This is a genomic window from Diaphorobacter sp. J5-51 (assembly GCF_001023515.1).
In the GTDB taxonomy this organism is placed as follows: domain Bacteria; phylum Pseudomonadota; class Gammaproteobacteria; order Burkholderiales; family Burkholderiaceae_C; genus Diaphorobacter; species Diaphorobacter nitroreducens.
Window position 1 is genome coordinate 1 of record NZ_JSYI01000005.1, and the last position, 16,816, is coordinate 16,816.

Annotated in this window: 17 protein-coding genes; 3 read left to right on the top strand and 14 right to left on the bottom strand. The window is 71.1% G+C overall.

Annotated features, from left to right (window positions below; translation table 11 throughout):
- The 3 genes from OX89_RS00790 to OX89_RS00800 form a co-directional block, all read right to left on the bottom strand.
- Nucleotides 1-1,823: GAF domain-containing protein (locus OX89_RS00790; protein ID WP_157497243.1), on the bottom strand; the 1,823-nt coding region annotated here is incomplete at its 3' end.
- Between the two features lie 241 nt (nt 1,824-2,064).
- The gene (locus tag OX89_RS00795) at nt 2,065-3,165 is read right to left on the bottom strand and encodes a 3-deoxy-7-phosphoheptulonate synthase (RefSeq protein ID WP_047349203.1); all 1,101 of its coding nucleotides are present in this window, start codon (nt 3,163-3,165) and stop codon (nt 2,065-2,067) included.
- Between the two features lie 127 nt (nt 3,166-3,292).
- The gene (locus OX89_RS00800; protein ID WP_012655137.1) at nt 3,293-3,775 is read right to left on the bottom strand and encodes a C40 family peptidase; all 483 of its coding nucleotides are present in this window, start codon (nt 3,773-3,775) and stop codon (nt 3,293-3,295) included.
- A 217-nt stretch (nt 3,776-3,992) separates the two neighbouring features.
- Between OX89_RS00800 and OX89_RS00805 the strand changes: the two genes are divergently transcribed.
- Nucleotides 3,993-5,321 carry an aminotransferase class I/II-fold pyridoxal phosphate-dependent enzyme gene (locus OX89_RS00805; RefSeq protein ID WP_047349204.1) on the top strand — a complete coding sequence of 443 codons (1,329 nt, stop codon included), beginning with the start codon at nt 3,993-3,995 and terminating at the stop codon, nt 5,319-5,321.
- A gap of 299 nt (nt 5,322-5,620) precedes the next feature.
- Here OX89_RS00805 and OX89_RS00810 read toward each other — a convergent pair whose 3' ends face one another.
- The 4 genes from OX89_RS00810 to dinG form a co-directional block, all read right to left on the bottom strand.
- Nucleotides 5,621-6,127 carry a pyridoxamine 5'-phosphate oxidase family protein gene (locus OX89_RS00810; protein ID WP_011807235.1) on the bottom strand — a complete coding sequence of 169 codons (507 nt, stop codon included), beginning with the start codon at nt 6,125-6,127 and terminating at the stop codon, nt 5,621-5,623.
- A 207-nt stretch (nt 6,128-6,334) separates the two neighbouring features.
- Nucleotides 6,335-6,991: a PolC-type DNA polymerase III gene (locus OX89_RS00815; protein WP_047349205.1), complete on the bottom strand. Its 657-nt coding sequence runs from the start codon at nt 6,989-6,991 to the stop codon at nt 6,335-6,337.
- 145 nt (nt 6,992-7,136) lie between these two features.
- A complete protein-coding gene (locus OX89_RS00820) occupies nt 7,137-7,334 on the bottom strand; it encodes a hypothetical protein (RefSeq protein ID WP_011807233.1) in 198 nt (65 codons plus the stop codon).
- A 184-nt stretch (nt 7,335-7,518) separates the two neighbouring features.
- On the bottom strand, nt 7,519-9,708 hold the full coding sequence (dinG, locus tag OX89_RS00825; RefSeq protein ID WP_047349206.1) for an ATP-dependent DNA helicase DinG: 2,190 nt from the start codon (nt 9,706-9,708) through the stop codon (nt 7,519-7,521).
- 248 nt (nt 9,709-9,956) lie between these two features.
- Between dinG and OX89_RS00830 the strand changes: the two genes are divergently transcribed.
- Entirely contained in the window at nt 9,957-10,265 is a 309-nt protein-coding gene (locus OX89_RS00830; protein ID WP_011807231.1) for a hypothetical protein, read from the top strand.
- A 52-nt stretch (nt 10,266-10,317) separates the two neighbouring features.
- Here OX89_RS00830 and OX89_RS00835 read toward each other — a convergent pair whose 3' ends face one another.
- The 3 genes from OX89_RS00835 to OX89_RS00845 form a co-directional block, all read right to left on the bottom strand.
- Complete coding sequence (locus OX89_RS00835) at nt 10,318-11,736, bottom strand: homoserine dehydrogenase (protein ID WP_047349207.1); 1,419 nt, start codon at nt 11,734-11,736, stop codon at nt 10,318-10,320.
- A gap of 353 nt (nt 11,737-12,089) precedes the next feature.
- Nucleotides 12,090-13,685, bottom strand: a complete 1,596-nt coding sequence (locus OX89_RS00840; RefSeq protein WP_047349208.1) for a gamma-glutamyltransferase family protein — start codon at nt 13,683-13,685, stop codon at nt 12,090-12,092.
- Nucleotides 13,686-13,746: 61 nt separating this feature from the next.
- Complete coding sequence (locus OX89_RS00845; RefSeq protein ID WP_011807228.1) at nt 13,747-13,980, bottom strand: ATP-binding protein; 234 nt, start codon at nt 13,978-13,980, stop codon at nt 13,747-13,749.
- Between the two features lie 40 nt (nt 13,981-14,020).
- Here OX89_RS00845 and OX89_RS00850 point away from each other — a divergent pair, with 40 nt between their 5' ends.
- The gene (locus tag OX89_RS00850) at nt 14,021-14,314 is read left to right on the top strand and encodes an acylphosphatase (protein ID WP_047349209.1); all 294 of its coding nucleotides are present in this window, start codon (nt 14,021-14,023) and stop codon (nt 14,312-14,314) included.
- Nucleotides 14,315-14,400: 86 nt separating this feature from the next.
- Here OX89_RS00850 and OX89_RS00855 read toward each other — a convergent pair whose 3' ends face one another.
- The 4 genes from OX89_RS00855 to OX89_RS00870 all read right to left on the bottom strand — a co-directional run bounded on the left by OX89_RS00855 (nt 14,401) and on the right by OX89_RS00870 (nt 16,652).
- On the bottom strand, nt 14,401-15,180 hold the full coding sequence (locus tag OX89_RS00855; protein ID WP_047349210.1) for a DUF72 domain-containing protein: 780 nt from the start codon (nt 15,178-15,180) through the stop codon (nt 14,401-14,403).
- Nucleotides 15,177-15,614: an OsmC family protein gene (locus OX89_RS00860; RefSeq protein ID WP_047349211.1), complete on the bottom strand. Its 438-nt coding sequence runs from the start codon at nt 15,612-15,614 to the stop codon at nt 15,177-15,179. The genes OX89_RS00855 and OX89_RS00860 overlap by 4 nt, the downstream gene beginning before the upstream one ends.
- 106 nt (nt 15,615-15,720) lie before the next feature.
- On the bottom strand, nt 15,721-16,134 hold the full coding sequence (locus OX89_RS00865; RefSeq protein WP_047349212.1) for a YkgJ family cysteine cluster protein: 414 nt from the start codon (nt 16,132-16,134) through the stop codon (nt 15,721-15,723).
- Nucleotides 16,131-16,652, bottom strand: a complete 522-nt coding sequence (locus tag OX89_RS00870; RefSeq protein ID WP_047349213.1) for a GNAT family N-acetyltransferase — start codon at nt 16,650-16,652, stop codon at nt 16,131-16,133. The genes OX89_RS00865 and OX89_RS00870 overlap by 4 nt, the downstream gene beginning before the upstream one ends.
- Nucleotides 16,653-16,816 lie beyond the last annotated feature (164 nt).

The following is a 16,816-nucleotide window of genomic DNA, read 5'->3' on the forward strand; positions in this document are numbered from 1 at the left end:
GCGCCCGTGCGCGCGAGCACCGGAGCCCGCGGGAACCGCTCGCGCGCACGGTCGCGGATGACCAGCGAGCGCTGGGTCAGCAGCCGCTCGCTCGGCGTGCCTTCCAGTACGTATTCGGCATTGGGCTGGGCCACGCCATCGACCACGTGCGACAGCGCCACCGCCCGCCGCGCCTGCCCGGGGGCGGCCGGCAGGAAGCGGCCCACGCAGGCCACCTGGGCGCCCAGCGCCTCGGCCATGTGCTGCGCCAGATGATCGAAGAACGCCGCGCCCACGCCGGCCGAGACGGCGGTGGCCACCTTGACCAACGTGGCCTGCAGGCGCTGCTGCTCCGCGCGGGCACGCAGGTTCTCGATGCCGAACGCCAGGTCGGCGGCCATGGCCTCCAGCAACTGCGTCTCCTGCACCCCCAGGTGCAGCACCTCGGGCGCATACAGGTACAGCAGGCCGAAGGTGCGCTCGGCGTTGCGCAGCGGCAGGCACACCACGGCGTGAAAGCCCAACTGGGCCATGCGGTCCGCCAGGTGGCTGAAAGCCGGGCTGTGGTGCACGTCGTGCACGATCACCGTGCGGCCGGTGCGCACGCACACGCCTGCCGGGCCGTTGCCGCCCGGCTCCTGCGCCGACCAGCTCAGGTGCAGGTGTTCGGTGTAGTCATGGGCTTGGGCGACGCCCGCGTGCGCCACGGGCTCGATGCGCCTGTGCGCATCGTCGCGCGCCATGCCCACCCAGCCCATGCGGTAGCCGCCGATCTCCACGGCCACGCTGCACACGGCGTGCAACAGATCGGACTCGCTGGTGGCACGCACCAGTGTCTCGCTGCAAGCGCCGCGCATGCGCTTGGCCCGGTTGACGCGCGCCAGCTCGTCCTCGATACGGCAGCGCTCGGTCACGTCGCTGGCCAGCATCTGCCACGCCGGGCGCCCGCCGAAGTCCGTGTCGCCCACGACGACTTCCACGTCCAGGGCGGCGCCGTCCTTGCGTGCGTGGCGCCACAGCCGTGGTGCGGACGCGGGAGACCCGGGTGCATGGGCCTCGCGGCGCAGCATGTCGAGTGCGCAGGTGGCCGCGTCCTGGTTCTCCGCGGACCAGAGCGCGCGCAACTCCATGCCCAGCAGCTCCTGCTCCGCATGGCCGTAGTGGCGGACCATGGCGTGGTTCACCGCCAGCAGACGCAGGCTGTCGCGGTCGCAGACCCACATGGGCTGCGGATGTTCGGCAAAGAGCGTGCGGTACTGCTGCTCGGACGCACGCAGCTGCGCGTCCACGCGCCGCAATTGCAGCATGGCGCCCAGCGACTCGGCCAGGATGCGCAGGTGCAGCAGATGCTGCGCCTCCAGCGCTGCGCCCTGGGGCACCCTCACCTGGAGCAGGCCCGCGAGCAGCGCGCCGCTGCCCAGCGGCATGCTGACCCGCCGGTGGGGGGGCTGCGCACTTCCCACATCCTGCGCGGGGGCGTCCGTGGCTGCCTGTAGGCCCGCGCGTGCGGCTTGCTCCATGCCCTGCCAGGATGCGCAGGCGTCCAGCGGCACGCGGGTGCCGATCGCCGGCAGGGGCGGCGCGCCCACGCTGGCGCGCACGGCCAGCGCATCGTTTTCGCGCAACGCGATCATTGCCCCGACCGCGCCCGTGATCGCGCAGGCGGCTTGGGCGGCCTGCGCCAGGACGTGCTCCAGGGGCAGCTGCAGGTCCGTGATCAGTTGCTGGAGCTGCAGCAGGAGTGCATGCGCCGCCGCCTCGTCGTGCGCCTGCACCGCTGTGGCCCGGCCTCCTGCCTCGGCCGGGTGGGCTGACGGAGTTCCGGTGGAATCGCTGATAGGCATGGCGCGCTGCGTGTCATGCCCACGCGCGGCCGGGATGGCGCAGCGGGAAGGAGCGAGAGGCGGCCCGGGCCATGGCGCGCGTCAGGAGCCGCCCAGGCTGGCGCCGGCCAAGGGGCTCGGCGGTGGCGCGGCGGGGTGTCGGAAGAACATGGCGGACGCTTGTGGCCCGAAAGGCGGGCGGATGTGACTGATGGTACATGGGCGCCCTCCTTCTTTTCTGCCGCGACGGCGCCGGAGCGTGTCAGCCGCGCGTGCGGCGTTCGCGCACCGCCGCAGCCAGCTGCTGCAGTACCGGCACGGTCTGTGCGAAGCTGATGCAGGCGTCGGTGACCGACACGCCGGGTGTGAGCGGCTGGCCGTCCACGATGTCCTGGCGGCCCTCCTGCAGGTGGCTCTCGATCATCACGCCGGTGATGCGTGCATCGCCGGCGGCGATCTGCTGGGCCACGTCCTGCGCCACGTCGATCTGGCGGCGGTGCTGCTTGCTGCTGTTGGCATGCGACAGGTCGATCATCACCTGCGGGCGCTGGCCGGCCTTCTCCAGCATCTCGCAGGCGGCCTGCACGTCGGCCGCGCCGTAGTTCGGGGTCTTGCCGCCGCGCAGGATCACATGGCAGTCGTGGTTGCCGCGCGTCTCGAAGATCGCCGCCTGCCCCATCTTGGTCATACCCATGAAGGCATGCGGTGCCTGCGCGGCCTGGATGGCGTCGGCTGCCACCTTCACGCCGCCATCCGTGCCGTTCTTGAAGCCCACGGGGCAGGACAGGCCGCTGGCCAGTTGCCGGTGGCTCTGGCTTTCGGTGGTGCGCGCGCCGATGGCGCCCCAGCTCACCAGGTCGCTGATGAACTGCGGCGACAGCAGGTCCAGGAATTCCGTGCCCACGGGCAGGCCCAGCGCCAGCACGTCCAGCAGCAATGCGCGGGCGCGCTCCAGGCCTTCGTTGATGGCGAAGCTGCCGTCCAGGTGCGGGTCGTTGATGTAGCCCTTCCAGCCCACGGTGGTGCGGGGCTTCTCGAAGTACACGCGCATCACGATGAGCAGGTCCTGCGCCAGCGCATCCGCCTGCTCCTTCAACAGGCGCGCGTACTCCATGGCCTGGTCATGGTCGTGGATGGAGCACGGCCCCACCACGACGATGAGGCGGTCGTCCTGCCCGTGCAGCACGCGCGAGATGGCCACGCGGCTGCTTTCCACCAGCGTCTGCGCCGCATCGGGCGCGGGCTGCCATTCCTGCAGCAGCGCGGGCGTGATGAGCGGGCGCACGGCTTTGATGCGCAGGTCGTCGATGCGCGTGGTGTCGTGGGTGGTGAGCGGGGATGCGAGGCGTTCGGTCAGGGTCATGGTGCCCCGATTGTCGCGCTACCCGCGTGAGAGCCTGTCCGGGGAGTTCGGCGCCCTGCCCCGGCGGCAGGTGGCGGTGAAGGAAGGTAACACCGCCTGTGGCCGCCGCAAGCGGCGCCGTGGAAGTTCAGGGGCGCCGGAAGCTCGCGAACTGTTGCGACCAGTAGCGCGACTTCAGGTGGTCCAGGCGCACAGTGCCGCCGCTGGACGGCGCATGTACGAAGCGCCCCTCCCCCACGTAAATGCCGGCATGCGTGGGCCGGCCGCGGCCGAACACCACCAGGTCGCCCGTGCGCAGCTCGTCCGCGTCGATGGACTGGCCGAAGCCGCTCAACTGGGCCACCGTGCGCGGCGGGGCCACGCCCGCGCGGCTGGTGTACACGTAGCCGATGAGGCCGCTGCAGTCAAAGCCGCTGTCGGGCGTATTGCCGCCGTAGCGGTAGGGCGTGCCCACCAGTCCCAGGGCATGGATGGCGATGTCGCTCGACTGCTCGGGCGACAGGCGGGAATAGGCGGCGTTGCGCGAGGCAGACGTGGGCGGCGTGGTGCCGCAGCCCACCACCAGCAGGCTGGCCGCGAGCGTCAGGACGGGAAGGGCAAAGGCGCGCATGGGGGTCAAGCGTAGCAGCCGCGGCGCGATGGCGCAGCCAACACCCCGCGCCCGAACGCGCTTTCTCCTACTTTTGCAACGTTTTTTGGGGTCATTTTTTGCACTTTTCTCGGGGCGCCTCGCCGTGGGTGCATGCGCGAAGGGTGTGGGGCGCGATTGCAGCGACTGAGCCGCGCAGTACAAAAATTTGTACTAGTACAAACAATACAATGTGTGCATGCCATCGTTGTCTGTAGAAGGAAGCAATGCCAAAGACATTGCGGCAAGCCTTGAATATGCCATGCGCCGCGGCGCTCTGCCAAGTGGCGCCGCCCTGCCCTCGGTGCGCCATCTGGCCGCAGAACTGGGGGTGAATCCCAACACCGTCGCCGCCGCCTATGCGCGGTTGCGCAGCGCGGGCCGCGTGGTCACTGCGGGGCGCCGCGGCACCCGCGTATCGGGCGAGCCGCCCCGCCCTGCCCCTTCGTTCGCTCCGCCCGAGGGCCTGCGCGACCTGGCCAGCGGCCAGCCCGATCCTGCGCTGCTGCCGCGCCCCCGCGGCGCGGCCTGGGCCGCTGCGCTGGGGCAGCCGGCAGCGGTGCCGCATGCGCCGCAAGCGGTTGCTGGGGCGCTGCTGTCGCAGGCGCGCCCCTGGCTGGAGAGCCAGGGCCTGCCTGGCGATGCCGTGGGGGTCTTCTCGGGTGCGCTGGATGCGATCGAGCGCGCCCTGCGCCAGCATGCGCGCCCCGGCGACCGCGTGGCGGTGGAAGACCCGGGCTGGCCACCGCTGCTGGCGCTGCTGCACAGCCTGCGCCTGCAGCCCGTACCCCTGGCCGTGGACGCGCAGGGGCTGTGCGTGCCGGCAGCGGGCGTGTTGGCGCAGTGCTGCGCCGTGGTGGCCACGCCGCGCGCGCACAACCCCACGGGCGTGGCCCTGGATGCGGCCCGGTGGAAGGCGCTGCGCCGCCAATTGCGGGCCCATCCGCACACGCTGCTGATCCTGGATGACCACTGGGGCCTGCTGAGCCACGCGCCCCTGGCGATGGCCGGGGCCCTGCCGCCGCTGTGGCTGCATGTGCTGAGCGTGAGCAAGGCGTTGGGCGCAGACTGCCGCGTGGCCCTGGCCGCGGGCACGCCGGCGCTGGTGCAGGGCATGTGCGCACACCAGGCGCTGGGGCCGCGCTGGGTCAGCCACTGGTTGCAAGGGCTGGTGGCGCAGTTGTGGCGGCAGGCGGCGCAGGGGCGTGCGCGGGGCTCATGGCGCCATGCCGCAGCCCAGTACGCGGCCCGCCGCGCGGCGCTGACGGACGCGCTGCGCGGCCACGGGGTGGCGGCGCCCTGGCTGGAAGGCGAGGGCCTGCACGCCTGGGTTCCCGTGTCCGACGAAGCCGCGGCGGTGCAGGCCCTGGCGGCCGCGGGCTGGGCGGTGCAGGCGGGCGCGCCGCTGCGGCTGCACAGCGGGCAGGGTGTGCGCATCAGCCTGGGCGCCGTGGGCGTGCGCGATATGGGCCGGCTGGCGCGCGACCTGGCAGGGGCGCTGCGGCCTGCAGTGCGGGCGGTGTTTTAACGAACGCGAGCGCGCCGCGAATACGGCAGCGCTCCCGTGCTGCACGCCGCCCGCGATGGGGGAATGTTGTCAAAGTCCGCTTCTTGAAATGTCGCCTCTTGCGCGGAGGGAGGCGGTCCTTGGAACTGCCGCCACGTGGTCTGTGGTTGGCCTCTCTGCGGGCGACGAGCTAAGGGCTAAGGGCTACCTGTGGCGGGGCACGCCGCGGCTTGCGGCGCCCGCTCTCCGCTCCAGCAACGTGCGCAGGCAAGACAGACGCTCCTCGCGCAAAGTGCCCCCGCGCGGGCTGGGCGCGCCCGTCAATCCAGCGACAGCTCGCGGTGCTCGCCCAGCGGCTTGGGCTGCTCGCCGGTCAACGCGGCGGTGGCCAGTTGGTAGAGCTGGGAGAGCTTGCTGTCCTTCACGTCCCAGTATTCCGCATGCTCGATGCGGACGGCCAGCAGCACCAAGTTGGGATCGGTGGGACCGTCGGGGAACCAGGCCTTGGCCAGCGGCGTCCACAGTGCTTCCTTGCGCGCGGGGTCCTCGATGAAACCGGCCGTGCCCGACAGCGACACGTAGCAGTCTTCGCCCGGGTCGGCGTAGCTCAAATGCACCTGGCTGTCGGCCTGCAGGCGGCTGTGCAACTCGCTGCCGCGCGGGATGAAGAAGAACAGTTGACTCTGTGCATCGATGTCCTTGTTCAGCGTGGTCAGCGGGTGGGCATGCAGCCGGCCGTCGGCTGCGCGGTGGGCGAGCATGGCAAAGCGGATGTCCTTGATGCGGTTCCACAGCGTGGCGTGGGGGGAATCGTCGGGCATGGACATGGGAGAACCTCCGTGGGATGTAGGTAGGACGCAACGGCGCGGTGCGTCACGCACGCGCCGGGACGGGCATGCAACGCACTGTAGGGTGCGCTCGAGGTGCGCGGCGTCGGCCCCGGTCACGCCTGGATGTGCGCGCAATCCGACGCGCGGTATGAGTGGGAGAAGGATGAAAAATGCCCTGTAGCGCCCGCAACAAGGGCGGGGCAGCTACCCCATTTGCAACGCCGTTGGCGGCTGTTCGGCTGGCGCGGCCTGGCGGTGGTGCTGCAGCAGCTTGCCGATGGCAGGGCGTGCGCAGCGCTGCAACTGCATCAGCAGCGCGTGGTCCGGCCAGGCCAGGCCGAAGCGTTGGCACAGGTCACGCTGCATACAGGCCAGCAGCGCAGCGGCCATTTCCGCATCGGCCAGCGCGCGGTGGGCGCGTCCGGCGCGCGGCAGGCCGAGGTGGTCCGTGAGGCGGCCCAGGCTGTGGCTGGGCGCGTCGGGGTATACGCGGCGCGACAGCAGCACGGTGCAGGCGAACGGATGGGGCGCGCCGAGCCCGGCGTACTGCAATTCCGCCTGCCAGAACTTGCGGTCGAATGCGGCGTTGTGGGCCACCATGGGCGCGTCGCCCACAAAGCGCGCGGCCTCGCGCATCACTGCGGCGGCATCGGGGGCGGCTTCCACCATGGCATTCGTGATGCCGGTGAGCTGCGTGATGAAGGGCGGAATCCGCACGCCCGTGCGCATCAGGCTCTGGTAGCGGTCCACCACGCGGCCGCCTTCCATGAGCACGATGGCCACCTCGGTGGCGCGTGCACCCCGGGCAGGCATCATGCCGGTGGTTTCGAAATCGATGACGGCGATGGGGGCGGACGGCATGCGGGACGGCAGGAAACCGGCCCCGCGCACCCCGTGCGATAGGCACGGGCCACCGGCACCGGTGCGTAATCGTAGCCGCCACGCACGAAGCGCCGCCGCCCCCAAAAGTGCGGATGCCGGGCCACGCGGGCCCCGCAGGCCGGGCTCAGCCCGCGCCGCCCTGGTTCTTGCTGCCGCGGCGCGACTGCGCCTGGTTGCCGCTGCCCACCTGGTCCGTGCGGTCGCTGCGGCTGTCGGGCGTGCGACGCGCCTGGTTCAGGGCCGTGGGGGGCTGGTGCCCCTGCTGGTTGTGGTCGTTGGCCACCTTGTCGGTGGCGCCAGAGTTGTCGTTGGTGCGCTTCATGGCGGGCCTTTCAGAGATCGGTCCAGTCCACTCTAGGCAGCACGGCAGAGCGCGGGCGTCGGCGATGGGCCTGCCCGCCTGTGGGACGCGGCCCGACAGGCGATGCGGGAAGGGGTTAATGGTCCAATCGGGCTCCAGCGCTTATCCAGCAAGCGCCACCAGCTATACCAATAGGAGCAATCGGTCACCCTGCGGCCCGGCGCGCCAGCGTGAACGGCGGCAAGCCCTGCAGCAGCCGCTGGCCGTAGCCGGTGCGCACCAGGCGCTTGTCGTAGCAATACACGTGCGCGCGGTCTTCCTCGGTGCGGATGGCCCGGCCCACCCACTGCGCCAGGCGGATGGCGGTGGCCGGCACCACCAGTTCGCTGAACGGGTCGCGCCCGGCGCCGCGCAGCCATTCGGCGCGGGCCTCGCCCACGGGGTCGTCGGGCGGGGCGAAGGGCAGCTTGGTGATGAAGAGCGATTCGCACAGCCTGCCGGGCAGGTCCAGCCCCTCGCCGAAGGATTGCATGCCGAAGATGATGGAGGGCTGGCCTTCGGCCACGCGCTCGCGGTGGCGGGCCAGCAGCTGTGGGCGGGGCAGGGTGTTCTGCACCAGCACGGCGCTGCGCATGGCGGTGGGCAGCATGTCCACGGCCTGGCGCATCTGCTCGCGCGAGGTGAACAGCACCAGCGCGCCAGCCTCGACCAGGGCCAGGTCGGACAGCAGCGCGTCCACCATCTCGGCGGTGAAGGCCTGCGCATCGCGCGGCTCGGCGCGGGTCTCGGTGGCCACCAGCGTGCCCTGCAGCGCGTAGTCGAACGGGCTGGGCACGGCCAGCGTGGTCACGGCTTCGTCGTCGAACAGGCCCGATTCGCGCAGGAAGAAGTCGAACTGCCCGCAACTGGTGAGTGTGGCCGAGGTCAGCACCGCGCCGCGCACGGCGGACCACAGGTGGTTGCGCAACGTATTGCCCGGCAGCACGGGGCTGGCATGCGCGCGCACGACGATGAAGTCGCCCTCGACCTCCAGCGTGAACCACTTGGCGGCCGGCACCGCGCCCTCGGGCGCGTCCTGCAGCAGCAGCTGGGCGGCCGCGTGCACGGCCTCCAGCCGCGGCGCCAGCACGCCGATCTGCGCATACAGCTGCGACAGGCGCCGCGCCTCGTCGGGCTTGTCGCGCATTTCGCTGCGCAGGGCCTTGGAAATGGCGCGCAGGGCGTTCAGGAAGCCCTCGGCGTGGTGCGCGGCCTGGCTGAAGGGCTCCACCAACGCTTCGGGCAGCACACCGCCGGCCACGCGGGCGCGCGTGGGCAGGCTGGATGCGAACTGGCGGCGCCCCGGCACGGGCGCACGCAGTTGCTCGCCATACACGTCCATCACCAGGCGCGCGGCATCCTGCAGCGCGGCGCGCAGGCGCGCGGCGTGGTTGGGAATGTCGGCGATGTCCTCGACCTCCACCAGCTGGCCGATGCGCAGCGCGCGGCTGGCCAGGCGGTCGATCCAGGTCAGGCGCGAGAGGTCGGCCTCGCAGGCGAACTGGTCGAGCGCGGTGGCGGGCAGGTGGTGGGCCTCGTCGATCACCAGCAGGCAGTTGTCCAGCTCGGGCAGCAGACGCGCGCCCAGGGACGACAGCAGCAGGTCGTGGTTGGCCACGATGACCTGCGCGGCCACGAGCTGCTTGCGCCGCTCGTAGTAGGTGCACTGGTTGAACACCGGGCAGTGCTTGCCGGTGCAGGAACTGGCCTCGGCCGCCACGGGACTCCAGGCCTCGGGCTCGGGCGGCGTAGCGAGCGTGTCGCGGTCGCCGTCCCATTCGCTGGTCGCCAGCGCGTCGGCCATGCTGGCGTAGAACTTCATGCGCGCCTCGGACTCGTGGCGCGGGCGCTTGCCGCGCTGCTCGGCCTCCTCGTCGGCGAACAGGTCGTCGTCGGGCAGGTCGCCGTTACCGCCCGGGCCGGCCGCGCCGCCGCCGGCCAGGCGCTCCAGCTTGAGCTTGCACACGTAGCGCCCGCGCCCCTTGGCCAGCGCGAACTGGAAGGGTTGCTCCATGCGTGCGGCCAGGGCCGGCAGATCCTTGTGCACCAGCTGCTCCTGCAGCGCCACGGTGGCGGTGGAGATCAGCACCCGCGTGCCGCGCGCCAGCGCCATCGCGATCGCGGGCACGCTGTAGGCCAGCGACTTGCCCACGCCCGTGCCGGCCTGCACCACGGCAATCGCGCGCTGGGGCAGGGCATCGTCGTCCTCCAGCTTGCCCAGCTGCGCCTGGCTGAAGGTCTGGGCCACCTGCTCGGCCATGCGCCGCTGGCCCTCGCGCACGCGAAAGCCGGCCGTGGACTGGACCACCGCCTCGAACGATTGCAGGGCCTGGGCGGCCCACTCTGTGGAAGACATGGAAGGGAGATCAGGCGCGGGGCCGGCTTTGCGGGGCGTGCCACTGTAAATGCATCCAGGCATGTTAGCCGAAGCGGGTTGGGCACTGCTCAGGGCCGGCTATACACCCCTGGCCGTGCCCCCCAGGTGATGCGTGGTCGCCCGTGCGCTTAACGCTGATGCCGTCGTCCGCCCCCGGCCTACGCGGAACCGGGCGGGGTCTGCCTAGCATGGGGCGATCTGCCTTGCAGGCAAACGAGAGGTTCCCCATGCCATCCCATCGCGATACCCCGTCCCCTTCCAATGCCCCGGGCGCCGCGCCGCCGTCGCCGGGCGAGCACACCGATGTCCACGAACAGGGCGTGGACCTGCAGACCCCGCCCCAGCAGGAACGCGCCGCCGGCACCCCCGCCGCGCCCAAGCTGCCGCACGAGCGGGACCAGTCCGTCACCATGACCGGCGGCGAGCGCCATCCCGAGGTCGAGCAAGCCCACCGCGACGTGGAACGCGGCCTGCAAGACACCGACCGTGGGCCGCCCGCCGACCGCACCTATCGCAAGCTCAAGGACTCGGAATAGCTATTAAAAACGTAGCTGTCAGCGCTTGATGGTAAAGCGCTAACACCTGTTTTTATTGTTCATCTGTGAGGGCGCTGCACAGCTCCACGCGCAGCCGCCGCACCTGCGCACCCGTGTGCGTCTGCAACCGCGCCGTGGCCTCTGCGGCCAGCGCATCGGGCGTCGGCGCGGTGAGCAGCAGCAACTCGGGCGCTCCGCCCGGTGTGGCGGGTGCCGCCCACGTGCGGCGCCGCACCCTGACGCCCTCGCGCGCCAGCGCCCGTAGCACTGCCGTTTCGCACAGGGCCGCACCGGGCAGCAGGCGCAGCAGGTGCGGGGTCTTCACTGGGGCCATCGGCAGTACGGCGGGGGCGTCGCCCGCGCGGCGGTGGGTGCCCAGTGTGGGCACGCCAGGGCCCGTGGGTGTCGGGGAAGAAACGGCCGGCAGGCGCGCCAGGTCGATCAGGTCCGCCAGCACGGCGCTCGCCGTGGGCTCGCCGCCGGCGCCCGCGCCGCTGAAAAAGGCGCTGCCGGCTGCGTCGCCGCGCACCAGCAGCCCGTTGGTCGCGCCGTCCAGCAGCGCCAGCGAATGCCGCGCGGGCACCAGGGCCGGGTGCACGCGCAGCTGGATGGCCACGCGGCCCTCGCACTCCTGCTGCTCGGCCACGGCCAGCAGCTTGACGGCGTAGCCCAGATGCGCGGCGGCGGCCACGTCGCCCCGCTGCAGGTCGCGGATGCCCTCGACGTGCACGGCGTCCAGCCGCACCGGCATGCCGAACGCGTTGGCGGCCAGCAGCGCCAGCTTGTGCGCGGCGTCGGTGCCGTCCACGTCGAAGGCCGGATCGGCCTCGGCATAGCCCAGTGCCTGGGCTTCGGTGAGCGCGGCGGCAAAGCCGAGGCCCGCCGCCTGCATGCGCGTGAGGATGTAGTTGCTGGTGCCGTTGAGCACGCCTGCCAGCGCGGTGATGCGGTTGGCCGCCAGCCCTTCGCGCAGCGCCTTGATCACGGGCACGCTGCCGGCCACGGCCGCTTCATAGGCCAGCACCCGGCCGTGGCGCGCGGCAGTCTGCGCCAGCGCCTCGCCGTGCGTGGCCAGCAGGGCCTTGTTGGCGGTCACCACATGCTTGCCATGCACCAGCGCGGCCTGCACCCAGTCGCGTGCGGCGCCCGTGCCGCCGGCCAGCTCCAGCACCACGTCCACACCGGGGTCGGCGGCCAGTTGCAGCGGGTCGGTCAGCAGGCGCACGCCGGGCGCGCCGTCCAGCGCCGCAGCGGCACGCGCGGTGTTGCGCGCGGCGACCGCGACGATCTCGATGGCGCGCCCCGCGCGTGCGTTGATGAGGTCCCGGTTGCGCCGCAGCACCCGCCACACGCCGCTGCCCACGGTGCCGGCGCCGATCATGCCCACGCGCAGGGCAGGGGGCGGGGCCGGGGCGCGGCGCGCACTGGCGTGCACCTCGGGCGAGGGGCTGAGCTGGGGTTCTACGAACATGTCTTTCTCCAAACACGGGCTGCAAAAGCCCACAAAAAAACCCAGCGGCCGGGGCTGGGTTTCGTTCGGAGGGGGAAGAAGACACCAGGGGGCCGCCGGTGCGGCCACCCTGCGCGTGCGCTAGGTCGCCGCGGTGGTCATGGTGGTAATCATTCGTGCGTTCACGCCCGATGCGCAGGCCCGCGCCGCGCCGGTGGCGGGGGTGCGTGGGTCGGAGCAAAGCAGTGTGAACAGCATGCGTGCAGTGTAGCGCAGGTGACGGTGCAGCGTGCTCTGCTCTTGTTTTGATAGCTGCTAGCGCTTGATGGATAAGCGCTAGAGGCGGTTTTGGTTTGAATGCCTCGGGATGGGAATCAGCAACCGACGGCCTGGCCGTCGCGCCGGTGGTCGGAGCCCGCGGCGTAGGCGTAGCCGGTGCCGGGCGTGGCCTCCAGCCGGCGGATGATCTGCGCGCTGCCGAATTCCAGGCTGCCGGGCGCGGCCACCTGCGGGTCGTGCCCCAGCGCGCGCAGGCCTTCCACCACGGCGGCGGGCACGGTGTGTTCCAGCGTGAGCGCACCCGCGTCGTTGATGCGCCAGCGCGGCGCGTCGGAGCAGGCCTGGGGGTTCAGGCCCTCCACGGCCTCGCGCAGCACCATCTGCACATGGCCCTGGGCCTGCATGTTGCCGCCCATCACGCCAAAGGCCATGTGGGGCTGGCCGCCGCGCGTGACGAAGGCCGGGATGATGCTGTGCATGGGCCGCTTGCCGCCCGCCACCTGGTTGGGGTGGCCCGGCGTGGTGACGAAGCCCATGCCGCGGTTGTGCAGCGCGATGCCCGTGCCCGGCACCACCACGCCCGAGCCGAAGCCCTTGAAGTTGGACTGGATGAACGACACCATGCGCCCCTCGCTGTCGGCTGTGCACAGGTACACCGTACCGCCGCTGCCGGGCTGGCCGGCGGGGTACTGGCCGGCGCGCTGCGGGTCGATGAGTGCGGCGCGCTGGCGCAGGTAGGCCGGGTCCAGCAGCTGCGCGGGGGTGAGGCGCATGTGGGCCGGGTCGGCCACGTGGGCGTACAGGTCGGCAAAGGCCACGCGCATGGCCTCGATCTCCAGGTGCATGCGCGCGGCCGAGCCCGCTGCGGTGCTGCGGTAGGGCAGATGTTCCAGCAGGCCCAGCGCCATCAGCGCGGCGATGCCCTGGCCGTTGGGCGGAATCTCATGCACCGTGCGGTCGCCAAAGGGCACGCTGATGGGCTGCACCCATTCCACGGCGTGCGCGGCCAGGTCCTCCAGCGCCAGGCCGGCGCCGTGCTGGCGCGCGTAGTCGGCCATGGCCTGCGCCAGCCGGCCGCGGTAGAACGACGCGCCGCGCGTGCGGGCGATGTCCGCCAGCGTGTCCGCCTGGTCGGCAAAGCGCCAGATCTCGCCCGCCTGCGGCGCGCGCCCGCCGGGTGTGAAGGCCTCGAAGCCCGGCTGGCCCTTGAGGTCGATGGCCGCTTGCGCCCACTGGCGCGCGATCACCGGGCTGACGGGAAAGCCGTCGCGCGCGTGGCGGATGGCGTCGGTGAACAGGTCTTCGAAGGGCAGGGCGCCAAACCGCTCGGACAGTGCCACCCAGCCCGCCACGCCGCCGGGCGTGGTCACCGTGTCCCAGCCGATGCGCGGCATTTGCGGCAGGTGGGCAAAGCGTTCGGCCGACCAGGCGCGCGGCGCGCGGCCCGAGGCGTTCAGACCGTGCAGTGCGGCGCCGTCCCACACCAGCGCGAAGGCGTCGCCGCCAATCCCGTTCATCACCGGCTCCACCACCGTGAGCGTGATGGCCGCGGCCAGGGCCGCGTCGATCGCATTGCCGCCGCGCGCAAACGCCGCCGCGCCGGCCTGCGCGGCCAGCGGCTGGGAGGTAGAGACCACGTTGCGCGCCAGCACGGGCTGGCGGCCGGAGGGGTAGGGGAGTTGCCAAGTCATGGAGGCCGATCTGGAAGGGAAAGGAATGCCGGGTCGATTGTGCCGCCGTGAAGGCGCCGCCCTACTGCGTGGAATTGCGCACCATGCGGATCGCATCGAACGGGCAGCGCAGCGCACACAGCGCGCAGCCGGTACAGCCCGGCGCGTCATGCAGCACCGAGCGTTTGGGGCCGAAGCGCTCCGGTCCCTGCACCTGCAGCGACAGCACATGCGGCGGGCACACGCCCACGCACCAGCCGCAGCCGGTGCAGCGCTGCGGGTCGATCGCGGGCAGGGCCTTGCGCGGGGCGGTCATCGGCGCAGCATGCCACGGCGGGCGCTACAGTGCGGGGCTTATGGCTGAATCCGCTGTTTCCATCACCCGCCACCTGCGCATCCACGGCCTGGTGCAGGGCGTGTATTACCGCAAATCCATGACCGAAGCCGCGCGCCGCCTGGGCGTGCAGGGCTGGGTGCGCAACCGCCAGGACGGCACCGTGGAAGCGCTGGCCAGCGGCGCCGCGTCGGCCGTGCAGGCGTTGATCGACTGGGCCCACGAGGGTCCGCACGCCGCGCGGGTGGAGCGTGTGGAGGTGGCAGAGGCGCCCGCCTGCGACGCCCAAGGGTTTGAGCAGCGCGAGACGGTTTAAGCCAAATCGGCCTCTAGCGCTTATCCAGCAAGCGCTTGCAGCTATGGAAACAGGAGCTTGCCGGCGGCGGCCGTTCCGACTGGGCGTCAGGCGAGCTGCCGCAGCAATTCCAGCGCGCCGGCCGGTGCCCGCTCCTTGGCGCCGTTGATGAAGTACACGAATACGTCGCGCGGCCGCTCGCCGCCGGTCCAGGTGCGCACACCGGCGGCCCATTGCGCGATGGCCTCGAGCGTGTAGCCGGTGGGGATGTCGGCCTGGCTGCGCATCAGCCGCAGGTAGGCAAAGTCGGCCTCGGCGTCGGCTATCGCGGGGAATTTCTCGGAGTCCGTGCACACCGGCATGCAGCCGTAGCGGCGTGCCAGGGCGATGAAGGCCGGCGTGGCAAAGCTCTCGTGCCGCACGTCCAGCGCATGGCGCAGGCGGCGCCCATCCACTTCGCGCGGCAGCAGCGCCAGGAAGGCCTCGAAGTCCTCGGGCTCGAACCGCTTGCTGGGCATGAACTGCCAGACGATGGGGCCGAGCTTGCCCTGCAACTGCGTAATGCCGCTGTCCACGAAGCGCGCGATCGCATCACCCGCCGTGGCCAGCACCCGCCGGTGCGTCACCAGCCGGTGGGCCTTGAGCGAGAACATGAAGCCGTCGGGCGTTTCGTCGTGCCACTTGGCGAAGGTGGCGGGCTGGAAGGTGCTGTAGAACGTGCCGTTGACCTCGATGGCCGTGAGCTGGCGGCTGGCGTAATGCAGTTCCTTGGCCTGCGCCAGGCCCGGCGGGTAGAAGCTGCCGCGCCAGGGCGCGAAGGTCCAGCCGCCGATGCCGACGCGGATGTGCGGGCGGCCGGTGGCGCTGTCCACGGCAGCGCCGCTCACTGCACCAGCGTGGCGCTGAGCGTGATCTCCGGCACCGCGGCCAGCGCCTTGGACAAGGGGCAGTTGGCCTTGGCGTCGGCGGCCAGCTTCTGGAAGGTGGCCTCGTCCATACCCGGCACCTTGGCCTTCAGCGTGAGCGCGATGCGGTCGATGAGAAAACCCTCGCCCTGCTGGGTCAGACGCACGCTGGCCGTGGTGTCGACGCGCTCGGTGACGAAGCCGGCCTTGTCCGCCGCGAACGAGAAGGCCATCGTGAAGCAGGCGGCATGCGCCGCGCCCAGGATTTCCTCGGGATTGGTGCCCCTGCGGTCGTCGCCAAAGCGGCTGGCAAAGCCATAGGGGTACTTCTGCAGCGCTTCGGTCTCGGTGCTGATCTGGCCCTGGCCGGCCTTGCCGCCGCCTTCCCAGTGAACGCTGGCCTTCTTCTCGGACATGGGAACCTCCACAGTGTGCAAAGACGCCCATGACACCATGCCGCGCGCGCGGCGCAGGTGGGCGGCCGCTGGCTTGCGGCGTGGGTCGTGTCCTACAGCGTGGTGGTCAGCCGCGGCGCTGCCGCTCGCGCGCGCCGTAGGCGCAGTAGCCGGGCTTGGGGCTTTTCTTCTGCGGATGCAGGCGGCAGGTCTCGGGCCGCTGCTCGTACACCGTGCACAGGCGCGTGGTGGCGTCCAGGAACTGGCAGTCGCCATTGGCGCGCCGCGCCAGGGTGAAGAGGGTGTTCTTGTGGTTGAAGTGGTCGATCAGCCGCGCCTTCTGCAGCCGTTTGGCGATGTGGCGGGGCTCTTCATGCTCGGCCTCGAAGGCGTCCACCAGGCCCAGGCGCACCAGGTCGGACAGCTGCACCTCCAGCGGCATGGTGCAGCAGTTGGCCGCGCAGCTCTCGCACAGGCCCGCGCGGTAGCGGGTCCAGGTGTCGACGCGGTCCACGTCGACGATGGCGATGGGGGATCTCATGGTGCGGGCGTGCAGGGCTGCGGGGCCAGCGGCCGGGCCTGCGCCGCCAGCGCGTGCAGCTCGTCGCCCGTGAGGCGGTAGCGGATCCATTCGCTCTGCGGGCGCGCGCCCAGGCTGTCGTACAGCGCGATGGAGGGTGTGTTCCAGTCCAGCACGCTCCACTCGAAGCGCCCGCAGTCGTGGTCCACGGCGATGCGGGCCAGTTGCCGCAGCAGCGCCATGCCTGCGCCCTTGCCGCGGTGCTCTGGCGAGACGTACAGGTCTTCCAGGTACAGGCCGTGGCGGCCCTGCCAGGTGGAGTAGTTGAAGAAGTACACCGCGAAGCCCACGGCGGTGCCGCCGGCCTCGCAGATCAGGCCGTGCACCTTGGGGTTGGCGCAGAACAGCGTGCGGTGCACGTGCGCGGGCGTGGCCAGCGCCTCATGCTCCGCTTTTTCATAGATCGCCAGTTCCCGCACGAAGTGCAAGATCAGATCGGTGTCGGCAATGGTGGCGGGGCGGATGGTCAAGACGGTCATAACTGCCAACGGCTTTGGTGCAGCAGAAGTTCATTAAAAACGCAATGGTGTGGAGGGCTGCAGCCGATGCATTGCTGCCGGTTGCTTTTTGATAGCCTTGGCCTGCCATGCAGCGGTGGTGTTCTTCACGGTAGACAATAACAACTCAAACGCTGAAATTCCTC

Excerpts from the sequence above, each read along its gene's own strand:
- OX89_RS00850 (WP_047349209.1), top strand. The coding sequence starts at position 14,021 with ATGGCTGAATCCGCTGTTTCCATCACCCGCCACCTGCGCATCCACGGC.
- dinG (WP_047349206.1), bottom strand. The coding sequence starts at position 9,708 with ATGTCTTCCACAGAGTGGGCCGCCCAGGCCCTGCAATCGTTCGAGGCG.
- OX89_RS00815 (WP_047349205.1), bottom strand. The coding sequence starts at position 6,991 with ATGCCGTCCGCCCCCATCGCCGTCATCGATTTCGAAACCACCGGCATG.
- OX89_RS00865 (WP_047349212.1), bottom strand. The coding sequence starts at position 16,134 with ATGAGATCCCCCATCGCCATCGTCGACGTGGACCGCGTCGACACCTGG.
- OX89_RS00800 (WP_012655137.1), bottom strand. The coding sequence starts at position 3,775 with ATGCGCGCCTTTGCCCTTCCCGTCCTGACGCTCGCGGCCAGCCTGCTG.
- OX89_RS00810 (WP_011807235.1), bottom strand. The coding sequence starts at position 6,127 with ATGTCCATGCCCGACGATTCCCCCCACGCCACGCTGTGGAACCGCATC.
- OX89_RS00860 (WP_047349211.1), bottom strand. The coding sequence starts at position 15,614 with ATGTCCGAGAAGAAGGCCAGCGTTCACTGGGAAGGCGGCGGCAAGGCC.
- OX89_RS00845 (WP_011807228.1), bottom strand. The coding sequence starts at position 13,980 with ATGACCGCCCCGCGCAAGGCCCTGCCCGCGATCGACCCGCAGCGCTGC.
- OX89_RS00820 (WP_011807233.1), bottom strand. The coding sequence starts at position 7,334 with ATGAAGCGCACCAACGACAACTCTGGCGCCACCGACAAGGTGGCCAAC.
- OX89_RS00795 (WP_047349203.1), bottom strand. The coding sequence starts at position 3,165 with ATGACCCTGACCGAACGCCTCGCATCCCCGCTCACCACCCACGACACC.
- OX89_RS00840 (WP_047349208.1), bottom strand. The coding sequence starts at position 13,685 with ATGACTTGGCAACTCCCCTACCCCTCCGGCCGCCAGCCCGTGCTGGCG.
- OX89_RS00805 (WP_047349204.1), top strand. The coding sequence starts at position 3,993 with ATGCCATCGTTGTCTGTAGAAGGAAGCAATGCCAAAGACATTGCGGCA.
- OX89_RS00830 (WP_011807231.1), top strand. The coding sequence starts at position 9,957 with ATGCCATCCCATCGCGATACCCCGTCCCCTTCCAATGCCCCGGGCGCC.
- OX89_RS00870 (WP_047349213.1), bottom strand. The coding sequence starts at position 16,652 with ATGACCGTCTTGACCATCCGCCCCGCCACCATTGCCGACACCGATCTG.
- OX89_RS00835 (WP_047349207.1), bottom strand. The coding sequence starts at position 11,736 with ATGTTCGTAGAACCCCAGCTCAGCCCCTCGCCCGAGGTGCACGCCAGT.